General features: G+C 42.8%; 12 protein-coding genes. 1 reads left to right on the top strand and 11 read right to left on the bottom strand.

All coding sequences use genetic code 11. The features are described 5' to 3' along the window. Nucleotides 1-246 precede the first annotated feature (246 nt). The 11 genes from E4T71_RS07115 to E4T71_RS07065 form a co-directional block, all read right to left on the bottom strand. Complete coding sequence (locus tag E4T71_RS07115; protein WP_135038460.1) at nucleotides 247-690, bottom strand: Rrf2 family transcriptional regulator; 444 nt, start codon at nucleotides 688-690, stop codon at nucleotides 247-249. Between the two features lie 10 nt (nucleotides 691-700). Beyond that, nucleotides 701-1,168 carry an SsrA-binding protein SmpB gene (gene smpB, locus E4T71_RS07110; protein WP_135038458.1) on the bottom strand — a complete coding sequence of 156 codons (468 nt, stop codon included), beginning with the start codon at nucleotides 1,166-1,168 and terminating at the stop codon, nucleotides 701-703. Next, nucleotides 1,131-3,407: a ribonuclease R gene (gene rnr, locus E4T71_RS07105; RefSeq protein ID WP_135038456.1), complete on the bottom strand. Its 2,277-nt coding sequence runs from the start codon at nucleotides 3,405-3,407 to the stop codon at nucleotides 1,131-1,133. The genes smpB and rnr overlap by 38 nt, the downstream gene beginning before the upstream one ends. Before the next feature lie 68 nt (nucleotides 3,408-3,475). Further along, nucleotides 3,476-3,709: a preprotein translocase subunit SecG gene (gene secG / locus E4T71_RS07100; RefSeq protein WP_135038454.1), complete on the bottom strand. Its 234-nt coding sequence runs from the start codon at nucleotides 3,707-3,709 to the stop codon at nucleotides 3,476-3,478. Nucleotides 3,710-3,776: 67 nt separating this feature from the next. Next, nucleotides 3,777-3,926: a 50S ribosomal protein L33 gene (gene rpmG / locus E4T71_RS07095; RefSeq protein WP_135038452.1), complete on the bottom strand. Its 150-nt coding sequence runs from the start codon at nucleotides 3,924-3,926 to the stop codon at nucleotides 3,777-3,779. 21 nt (nucleotides 3,927-3,947) lie between these two features. Next, the gene (gene coaE / locus E4T71_RS07090; protein ID WP_135038450.1) at nucleotides 3,948-4,550 is read right to left on the bottom strand and encodes a dephospho-CoA kinase; all 603 of its coding nucleotides are present in this window, start codon (nucleotides 4,548-4,550) and stop codon (nucleotides 3,948-3,950) included. Beyond that, a complete protein-coding gene (mutM, locus tag E4T71_RS07085; RefSeq protein ID WP_135038448.1) occupies nucleotides 4,547-5,368 on the bottom strand; it encodes a DNA-formamidopyrimidine glycosylase in 822 nt (273 codons plus the stop codon). The genes coaE and mutM overlap by 4 nt, the downstream gene beginning before the upstream one ends. Then, nucleotides 5,368-6,267 carry a GTPase Era gene (gene era, locus E4T71_RS07080; RefSeq protein WP_135038446.1) on the bottom strand — a complete coding sequence of 300 codons (900 nt, stop codon included), beginning with the start codon at nucleotides 6,265-6,267 and terminating at the stop codon, nucleotides 5,368-5,370. Before era ends, mutM begins: the two co-directional genes overlap by 1 nt. 15 nt (nucleotides 6,268-6,282) lie before the next feature. Beyond that, entirely contained in the window at nucleotides 6,283-6,678 is a 396-nt protein-coding gene (locus E4T71_RS07075; protein ID WP_135038444.1) for a diacylglycerol kinase family protein, read from the bottom strand. Next, nucleotides 6,659-7,153: an rRNA maturation RNase YbeY gene (ybeY, locus tag E4T71_RS07070; RefSeq protein WP_135038442.1), complete on the bottom strand. Its 495-nt coding sequence runs from the start codon at nucleotides 7,151-7,153 to the stop codon at nucleotides 6,659-6,661. Before ybeY ends, E4T71_RS07075 begins: the two co-directional genes overlap by 20 nt. A 918-nt stretch (nucleotides 7,154-8,071) precedes the next feature. Continuing rightward, on the bottom strand, nucleotides 8,072-9,640 hold the full coding sequence (locus tag E4T71_RS07065) for a DEAD/DEAH box helicase (protein WP_135038440.1): 1,569 nt from the start codon (nucleotides 9,638-9,640) through the stop codon (nucleotides 8,072-8,074). A gap of 273 nt (nucleotides 9,641-9,913) precedes the next feature. Between E4T71_RS07065 and E4T71_RS07060 the strand changes: the two genes are divergently transcribed. Further along, nucleotides 9,914-10,127: helix-turn-helix domain-containing protein (locus E4T71_RS07060; RefSeq protein ID WP_135034965.1), on the top strand; the 214-nt coding region annotated here is incomplete at its 3' end.

Raw genomic sequence — 10,127 nt, 5'->3', positions numbered from 1 at the left:
CACTAAGTAAGCCAAGGAATCAATTCCTTGCCTCATATCTGTTTTACCAGTTATCAAATGAACCCGACCTAAATCACATAAATTTATCCTAGTGAACGAGCGAGAATCTACCATATCAATCTCCATCTTGATGATTTATAAGATTAGTATAGCTAGATTTCTAGTTCGGTTAAAGATACCTTGTTATTGGGCGCTTACATAATTTCCTTCCTAATTCAGCAAATTATAAAAACTGACCTTTACAGATCAGTTTTCAATTCCTTGTATTTTTTCTTGACTGGTAGCTAAAAGATCAGCTAAGGTTTTCCCTTTGAGCCTCTCTTCCATAGCTAATTGGACTTCCTCCAGATGCTCATCAAGAACCTGATGAATCGTTCGTCCTACGTCACAATTCGGATTGGGTTGTTCATGGTAACGGAAAAGCTTATCGGCACCAATCCCTCCAGTTGCTTGATAGATATCATAGAGACGAATATTTTGGGGAGCTTTCGTGAGTTCAACTCCAGCAATTCCTCGTCTTGTTTGGATCAGTTGCGAATTCTTCAGTTGTGACATGACTTTGCGAACAATCACAGGATTGACACCAATGCTACCAGCTAAATCTTCACTCGATAAGATTTCCTGTTCTTCTTGTCTTGCAACAAGAACCAAAATATGAACCCCGATACTAAAACGATTGGATATTTGCATCTCCTACCTCCTAGCGACGATTGAAACTCTTCATTTGTCGATCAATATCTCGATTTTGCTCACGGCGTTTAATTGATTCACGCTTATCGTAATCTTTTTTACCTTTAGCAAGTCCCAATAGTAATTTAGCGTAACCGTCTTTTAAGTACACCTTGAGAGGGACTAGCGTCATTCCTGTTCCCTTGGTCTCCTGTTCCAACTTCTGAATTTGTTTTTTATGGAGGAGGAGCTTACGACGGCGTTCCGGATCCTGATTCCAGATATTGCCTTCTTCATAAGGGGCAATGTGAACATTGCTTAGCCAAACTTCACCGTTTTTAATCTGCGCAAAGCCATCCTTGAGTGTAATCCGAGCCGCACGAATGCTTTTAATTTCCGTTCCAGTCAGAACCATCCCAGCTTCGATGGTATCAACGATAGTATAGTCGTGACGTGCTTTCTTATTTTGAGCGACGACCTTTCCCTCTCCTTTGGCCATGACGACCTCCTTTTTTTACTTGTTTTTTGTAAAATGGTTGGGACTGTTCCCGTTTCTTCTTGCGCTCGCGCTGCGAGCGCTTAGAACGGGAGGACTTCTTCTCCACCTCGCCACCAGCTAGATAGGCAAAATCGATTTCTCCAGTCTCTTTATCGGCCCGTTCAACCCGAATGCGAATCGGCTGTCCGACTCTAAAAGTTGTACCAGTACGTTCACCACGCAGGGATAGAGTTCGTTCATCGAAATGGTAAAACTCAGGTAGGTTGGTAACATGGATCAATCCTTCAACCGTATTGGAAAGTTCTACAAAAATCCCAAATTTCACCACTGAAGCAATGACACCATCAAACTCCTGCCCCACAAAGTCTGACATAAACTCCGCTTTCTTCATGGATTCCACAAAACGCTCCGCATCAATCGCTCGACGTTCCCGATTGGAAGACTGACTAGCAATCGCCGGTAATACTTCTTGGAAATGACCCGCTTTTTCTGTACTCTTCCGATAATCCCGCATCATCCGGTGCACCATTAAATCTGGATAGCGCCGAATCGGACTTGTGAAGTGGGTGTAGAAGGGAGCAGCCAAGCCATAATGTCCATCATGGTTATGCTCCGAATAACGAGCCTGCTGCATACTCCGTAAGAGCATCATTGCTAAAACCTCTTCATAGACCTGTCCCTTGGCAGCTGCCATAATATCCTGAAGAGATGCTTGGGTCATCTTAGAGGCTGTACCATAAATCCGTAAGCCAAAGCTAGCTGTAAAATCAATAAATTTTTGCAATTTCTCAGCCTTAGGATCTTCGTGAATACGATAGATAAACGGTAAATCCTTACGGTAGAAATGCTCCGCAACAGTCTCATTGGCCACTAGCATAAAGGACTCAATCATTCGCTCCGCCAAGCCTCGTTGACGTAAAACAATATCAACGGGCTTTCCGTTCGCATTGACTAAAATTTTAGCCTCATTGGTATCAAAATTAAGAGCGCCGCGATCCACCCGCATTTGCTCCAAAATTTTGTGCAAATCCACCATAGCTGCCACAGATTCTAATAATTCTGGATAAGCTTGAATCACCTCATCTTGCCCAGCAATCATCGCGTTCACATCCGAATAAGTCATCCGTTGGCTAGTTTTGATAACTGTTTCAGCCAACTGGTATCGGACCACTTTTCCTCGACGGTCAATCTCCATAATAGCCGACTGGGTTAGACGATCCACCTGCGGATTCAAAGAACAAATGCCATTAGACAGACGTTCCGGTAACATCGGTACAACACGATCCGTCACATAGACTGATGTTCCACGCTCTAGAGCTTCCTTGTCCAAAGCAGAGCCTTCCTTCACATAATAAGAAACATCCGCAATATGAACACCTAGCTCAAAGTTCCCACCATCCAAACGCTTAATATGGACAGCATCATCCAAATCTTTGGCATCTGCTCCATCAATAGTAAAGGTTAATTCTGAACGCAGGTCTAGTCTTCCTTCCATATCTTTGGCACTAGGAACATCTGGAATTGCTTCAGCTTCCGCTAAAACAGCATCCGGGAAAGTCGATACAATATCCATCGATTCTAGAACCTCTAAGACATCAATACCTGTATCATCTACCTGACCTACAATTTCAATCAAGTCTGCGACAAAATAAGGATGTTTTTTATTCGGATAGTCACGAATTACTAACTTCACAACCTCCGTTCCCTGTAATTGGAAATCTCCTTTTTGAATATAAATCGGTTGATTAATCTTCTGGTTACGAGAACGAATATAAGCTGGGTACTTGGACTTCCCTTCTTCCAAAATGACCTTCCCAACAATCCGTGTCAAAGAGCGTTCAAGGACATCCACAATTTTGCCTTCCGCAGAGCTGCCTTTCATACGATCTGCAACTTTGAGAATCTCTACTCGAACCCTGTCCCCATCAATCGCATGATTCACCAGGTCTCGACCAATAAAGACATCTGGTTCGGCCTCATCAACCGTCACAAAACCAAATCCCGATTTATGAGCATGAAAAATCCCTTCAAGTTTGGGAACTACGTTTTTTTTCCTAAATTTTTTCAGAGCTATCGTTCCCTCATCCGTGAAAGACAACTTTCCCTGCCCTTCTAAACGGGAGATTTCTTTGACCAGACTCGTAAATTCCTTGGCATTCTTCATTCCCAAAGAATCTCCTAACTGGTCTACTGACATTGGCCCAGACTCTTTCAATAGGACCATCATTTTTTCTTTCATTTACACCTCTCAAAAAAAGGGCAGTTGCACGCAAGACCTCTGGCCTTACTCCAACTCGCCCTAAATACTTAAATACTTGATAACACGGCTAAAACCAAGGCAATCGCTAGCCAAAAAAAGACCAACACAGCAGTTGTTCGCTGCATAACTGCCTCGAATCCCCGAGCTTTTGTACGTTCAAATAGATCACCGCCACTAGAATCAAACACATTAGAAGATTGATTCTTAGTTGGTTGCATAAAAATGACCATGACCAAAATAACAGATAGGACTAAAAATACAGTTAATAATAATTGAAACATTGCCAAACTCCTTCAAATCCCTTCTATATTAGCATAGTTTCCCCAACTTGTAAACCATCGACCATCCCTACTTCATTTCCTGATGAGTCGTTACCTGACGCTCCTTAGGACAGTATTTAAGCACCTCGATTCGATCTGGATGCGATTGAGGATTTTTACTACTGATATAATTTTGACTGCCACAAGATTGGCAACGCAATTGAATTTTAATTCTCATATACTCTCATCTATTTATGGATTAAACATCCTTCCTCAAATCAGACAAGGCCTGATCAATTTGCTGGTAAAGTTGCTCTAAATGCCCACGATTGTCCAAAATAAAACTGGCTAAGGGCCTTTTCTGCGCTAATGACCACTGACTGACCAGACGCTTACGTGCCTCTAGCTCTGAGAGAGCATTTCGCCGCATCAGACGCTTCAATTGAGTCGTCTCATCAACATAAACCAACCAAATTGACTCGAACCAACCGTCATACTCCTCTTCAAACAAAAGTGGAATATCAAAAAAGACAACTTGTCCAGACCTCTGAGCCTGCTCTAATTCAGCTGCCAAAGCCTCCCGAATCACACGTCCCTGCTCACGCGTAGACCAAGCACGTAAATCTACATCTGAAAAGAAACGTTGAGCCAGTAAAGTTCGATTGAGGCTCCCTGTCTTATCTAAAATCTCATCTCCCAAATATCCCACTAATAGCTGATATAAAGGGCCTCCAGGAAGCTGTAACTCATGAACAACTTGATCTGCATCCACCACCTTATAGCCCTGTTGCCGTAAATAGTGAGTCACTTGGCTTTTTCCGGAAGCAATACCACCCGTTAAGCCGATTATTTTGGATTTCATAACTTCTGACAGCGGGGACAGATATGTGTACCCCTTCCTCCAACTTTGAATTTTTCAATGGCTTGACCGCAACGAGGACAGGGTTGTCCTTCTTGACCGTAAACCTTCAAGACTTCCTGCATAGTGCCAGCCTGCCCCAATACGTTCTTATAGGTTCGAATAGTAGATCCGCCACGAGCTACTCCTTCAGCTAAGACTTCAATAATAGCCTTCCGAAGTTGAGTAATCTTTCGGGCAGATAAACTGGAAGCTTGACGCAAGGGATGAATCCTAGCCTGCCATAAAACCTCATCCACATAGATATTCCCTAAACCAGCCACAAGCCGTTGCTCTAAGAGAAGCGATTTTACAGGTTTGCGTGACTTCTCTAAACCCTCTCGGAATTCCTTCAAACGAAAAGCCTCTTCAACTGGTTCTGGACCTAGTTTCTTAGACTTAAAATAGGCTTCTAGAGCATCCTTTTCCAAATAGTCTAAGGTTCCAAACTTCCGAACATCCTGATAAACTAAGCGAGATCCATCTTCAAAATCGATCAGAACATGCTGGTGTTTCAAGGGCTTTTGTGGTTCTTCTTGAAAGAAAAATTTTCCTTCCATGCGTAAATGAGATAACAGGACATGCTTCCCCAAGTCAAAAATGAGGTACTTGCCTCGCCGCTGAACATCTTGAATTTCCTGACCTAGCAGGTCATGGACCAAAGTCTCAGCTCCTGTCCGCACCATCGGTGAATAGAGAACCGTCACTTGAGCAATCACTTTGCCTTTTAATAATGGAGAAAGACCGCGGCGAACGGTCTCTACTTCAGGTAATTCTGGCATTAGTATTCCTTTTCGTTGTAACCAAAATCGGCCAAATCCAATTTCTTATCTCGCCAATTTTTCTTAACCTTGACCCAAGTCTCTAGGAAAACTTTGTCTCCTAACATGGTCTCAATATCTTTCCGGGCTAGAGTACCAATCTTCTTAAGCATGGCACCTCCCTTACCAATAACAATACCTTTTTGACTAGATCTCTCTACCATAATGGTAGCCTGAATATGAATCTTATCTGTCTCCTCATCTCGCTTCATACTGTCAACAACCACAGCGATTGAATGCGGAACTTCTTCCCGCGTCAAATGAAGCACTTTTTCACGAATCATCTCAGATACTAAGAAACGCTCTGGATGGTCAGTAATCATGTCCTCTGGGAAGTATTGGACCCCTTCATCAAGATTTTCGGACAAGACACCAATCAAGTGAGATACATTGTTCCCTTGAAGAGCAGAAATCGGAATAATCTCCTTGAAGTCCATCTGATCCTTGAAATCCTGGATTTGATCCAATAGTTGTTCAGGATTTACCTTATCCAATTTGTTAACAACAAGAATCACTGGAACTTTAGCCTGTTTCAGGCGCTCGATAATCATATCATCTCCCTTACCACGAGGCTCATCAGCGGGCACCATAAAGAGGACGGTATCCACCTCACGAAGGGTTGAGTAAGCTGCATCAACCATAAAGTCCCCTAAAGCCGTTTTAGGCTTATGAATACCAGGGGTATCAATAAAGACGATTTGTTCCTCTGGGGTTGTATAAATCCCCATGATTTTATTCCGTGTCGTTTGTGCTTTATCACTCATGATGGCAATTTTTTGCCCCATAACATGATTCAAAAAGGTCGATTTCCCAACATTAGGACGACCTAAAATCGCCACAAAACCTGATTTAAAAGACATTCATTCTCCTTATACTTAAAAAAATAGATTCCAAATTTTAGGTACAAAAATAATTAGACCTGTAATCACAGCATAACCAGAGAAGAACAAAACCGCTCCTGCAGCCATGTCCTTCGCATGTTTAGCCAGCATGGAAAAATGATAATTGGAAGCCAAGTCCACAACGTTTTCAATCGCTGAGTTTACAATCTCTAGGGTAATCACCATAAAAATACTCAACAACAAAAAGAGCCACTCAATAGCTGAAACTTGAAAAATCAAACCCGCAACAATCACGAGAAATCCTGAAACTAAATGCTTCCGCATATTAGCCTCTTCTTTAAAAGCTGTGATAATTCCCGTTAGGGCAAATTCCAAACTAGAGACAAGATCTCGATTTTTCCACTTGCGTTTATTCCCTTGTGAGTCCATAAGCTGTCAATATCTCTTCCTGTAATCCAAACATTTCTGCTTCTTCTTCGGGGGTGTAATGGTCATAACCATTGATGTGTAAAAAACCATGGACAGCTAAGAAGCCCATTTCCCGTTCAAAAGAATGCCCGTAATCAGCAGCCTGCTCCAAAGCCCGATCTACCGAAATATACAATTCTCCAATATAGGCATCGAACTCTCCCAAGAGTTCAGCTAAGTCTGCCTCATCCATTTCCATTCTTTCAAAAGAGATCGAATCTTCTGGTTTGTATTCCAAACTGACAACATCAGTCGGACGGTCCATTCCACGATATTCCAGATTCACTTGGTGGATACGCTCATTGTCTACAAAGGTGATGGCCATTTCTTTGTCTTCTTTTCCAATTCGCTTAGCTGCCGATTCAACCAGCTTTTCAATATCAACCATCATATCCTTGGACACACGCCCAGTCTCATCCTGCATTTCAATATACATGGCAAATCCTCATTCATATCTATTATTTCCATTATAGCACATCTCCAGACCTCCTGTCTGAAAATCACCTATTGACTTACCTTAAAGCGACCCAATTTTACCGTTCAGAACGTTTTGAAGACATTTCATAACATTGATCGAAAATAGAATAACTGCGGAGTTATAAAAAAGAACTAACCTTGATCCATTATAAAACAATTGGAGATTAGCATGAATATTCACTTTTACATAACTTTAGTCACGAATGCCCTATTACAAATTGTATTACGTTTACTTTTCGGCTATCTTGTTTGGAAGCCAGTCGTGCGATTGCTATTTGTGCTGGAAGCAGCGCTATGACCGATAGCTTCATTCCCAGTGTCGAAATCCTAAGCTGAACCACTATCGCTCCCCAACTCTGCATGATCGGCCAGGGTTTTGCGCAAGCTATTTAGTAAGAAGGAGAAAATGAGATGAGCCAACTCACCACAACTGAACTTATATCCATTCAAGGAGGCGGGTCAACAGAAGCGAACCTGTTCTTTAGCTGATTTTACGGAGCCTTCAAAGGCATTGCCTTCTGCTCCCAAACTATCCCGCTCATGACCCCACAAGACTACACAGCCTGCGCAGTTACCAGCACAGCAGACGCTATCCTCTTCCCTCATTAACCGTAAAATCCTGAGCTGGCAGAATGCCGCTCAGGTTTTTACACTGTTCAATTGAAAACTCCAGAATCAAACCAGTCAGCAGAAACTATGCGAGCCCCACCGGACTTGCCTCGCTACCCTATTTCTTGGCTCGGGGTAATCAAAGAGTCAGGAATTGATGATTTGAGTTTTCAAGGCGTGAACGTGAAACGTTCTACCACTACTACTCCACTGAACTGCCTCGCTACCCTATTTCTTGGCTCGGGGTAAAACTCTCCACTGGAGAGTTTTACTTATCTCCTTTGTTCCGTATCACAAAGCCGGTTTTCTTTTCACTGGAGGTTTTTTTGGGGGTGTTTTTACGGTACCGGCCTTCTTTTTCGAAGCGGTCGTTGCGACGATTACCTTTGTAGTTATCTCGACGGTTGCGATCTCGACGATCATTGCGGTCACGATTACCAGATCGGTAACCTCCTTCGCGGCGACCACGACCTCCTCCACGCTGTCCGTTTCCAGACGGTTTGAATGGTAATGGTTTCTCACGGGCAATCTCTACTTCAGGTAAGCTATCTGGATCCTGAACCACCAAGGTTAGAATATAAGCTGCCAGTTCTTCTGGAGAAAATTCACTCGCCAACTGAATAGCATCCTTGCTAACTTTGGCAGCTTTAGCTACAAAGTCTTCTGCCGCAAAATCACGTTCAATTTTCTTAAGAGCAACTTGTTTTTTAGCTTGGTAAGCTTCCTCCGCTGTTGGTGGTTTAAGACCCTTCATGCGTTTTTTGGTCAAATTTTCAATGATTTGAAGGTAACCCATCTCGTTTGGAGAAACAAAGGTTACAGATTGACCTGATTTCCCAGCACGACCAGTCCGACCAATTCTATGAACATAGCTTTCTGGATCTTGCGGAATATCGTAGTTGTAGACGTGAGTCACTCCCGAAATATCCAAACCACGCGCTGCTACATCTGTCGCAACCAAAACATCTAAATTGCCGTTTTTAAAATCACGAAGAACACGAAGACGCTTGCCTTGATCCAAGTCTCCATGGATTCCCTCTGCGCGATACCCACGAATCTTCAAGCCCCGTGTCAACTCATCTACACGACGTTTAGTCCGCCCAAAGACAATCGCTAATTCAGGTTGCTCAACATCCATGAGACGTGTCATCGTATCAAACTTCTCCTGCTCCTTGATACGAATATAATATTGATCAACCAATTCGGTTGTTAACTCTTTAGCTGCGATTTTCACATGCTCAGGCTCTTGCATAAACTGTACACCGATTCGCTTAATCGCATCTGGCATAGTCGCTGAGAATAAAAGCGTTTGACGCTCAGCTGGGACACGCTCAATAATCGCTTCAATATCATCCAAGAAGCCCATATTCAACATCTCGTCCGCTTCATCCAAGATCAAAGTCTCAATCTTATCTAGTTTCAAAGCCTTACGTTTAATCAAGTCTAAGAGACGGCCTGGCGTACCTACGACAATATGTGCTCCCGCCTTCAAAGCCTTGATTTGCTTCTCGATACTTGAGCCCCCATAAACAGAGCGCACGCGCACTCCTTTAGAACGGCCAAAGCGGAACAACTCCTCCTGACTTTGCACTGCCAATTCCCGCGTCGGTGCGATCACTAAAGCTTGAATCGTTGCTTCTTGGGGTCTAATTTTTTCCAATGTTGGCAAACCAAAAGCAGCCGTTTTCCCTGTACCAGTCTGTGCCTGTCCAATAACATCTTTACCAGTCAAAGCCAAGGGAATCGTCTGCTCCTGAATGGGACTTGCTTCTTCAAAACCAGCCTTCTCAATCTCTGTCAATAATTCTTGCGATAAACCTAATTCTAAAAATTTCAATGGTCTCTTCTTTCTATCAATCAATTGGGATGGAAACTCTTTACAATCTCGGCCCCTGTTCCCAGGAACTGGCGATGAGATGCCATCCTTTTGAGCATACGCTTCCATCCCACCAACTTAATTGTAACCTATCTAGTATACCACAATACACCTTGGAATAGAGAAAAAGCCCCTCATTTTCACAAAAAGATGAACATAAAGAAGGAGGCTTTCCCCTCACTCCGCAACACCTTATACTTAACAAAAAACAAAAATAGCTGTATACTATAAGGTATGAAAGTCGAACTAAATGAATATCAAATTAGCGAATTGAAGCAAGCCCTGAAAGATAAAAAGAATGCACAGCACCATAGGAAAATTCAAGCTCTCATTCTCTACTCTGAATGTCAGAATTTAACAGCAGTAGCTAAATCAGTAGGTTTTGTTCATCAAACTGTACGAAACTTATTGAACCGTTATCTAGAAGGAGGTTTAGAGGCACTCCTTA

Origin of the sequence: Streptococcus sp. WM07, from assembly GCF_004570525.1 — a bacterium.
In the GTDB taxonomy this organism is placed as follows: domain Bacteria; phylum Bacillota; class Bacilli; order Lactobacillales; family Streptococcaceae; genus Streptococcus.
This window is presented reverse-complemented; position numbering and strand designations above follow the sequence as displayed.

Coding starts and splice junctions, on each gene's coding strand:
- E4T71_RS07115 (WP_135038460.1), bottom strand. CDS start 690: ATGCAAATATCCAATCGTTTTAGTATCGGGGTTCATATTTTGGTTCTT.
- smpB (WP_135038458.1), bottom strand. CDS start 1,168: ATGGCCAAAGGAGAGGGAAAGGTCGTCGCTCAAAATAAGAAAGCACGT.
- rnr (WP_135038456.1), bottom strand. CDS start 3,407: ATGAAAGAAAAAATGATGGTCCTATTGAAAGAGTCTGGGCCAATGTCA.
- secG (WP_135038454.1), bottom strand. CDS start 3,709: ATGTTTCAATTATTATTAACTGTATTTTTAGTCCTATCTGTTATTTTG.
- rpmG (WP_135038452.1), bottom strand. CDS start 3,926: ATGAGAATTAAAATTCAATTGCGTTGCCAATCTTGTGGCAGTCAAAAT.
- coaE (WP_135038450.1), bottom strand. CDS start 4,550: ATGAAATCCAAAATAATCGGCTTAACGGGTGGTATTGCTTCCGGAAAA.
- mutM (WP_135038448.1), bottom strand. CDS start 5,368: ATGCCAGAATTACCTGAAGTAGAGACCGTTCGCCGCGGTCTTTCTCCA.
- era (WP_135038446.1), bottom strand. CDS start 6,267: ATGTCTTTTAAATCAGGTTTTGTGGCGATTTTAGGTCGTCCTAATGTT.
- E4T71_RS07075 (WP_135038444.1), bottom strand. CDS start 6,678: ATGGACTCACAAGGGAATAAACGCAAGTGGAAAAATCGAGATCTTGTC.
- ybeY (WP_135038442.1), bottom strand. CDS start 7,153: ATGTATATTGAAATGCAGGATGAGACTGGGCGTGTGTCCAAGGATATG.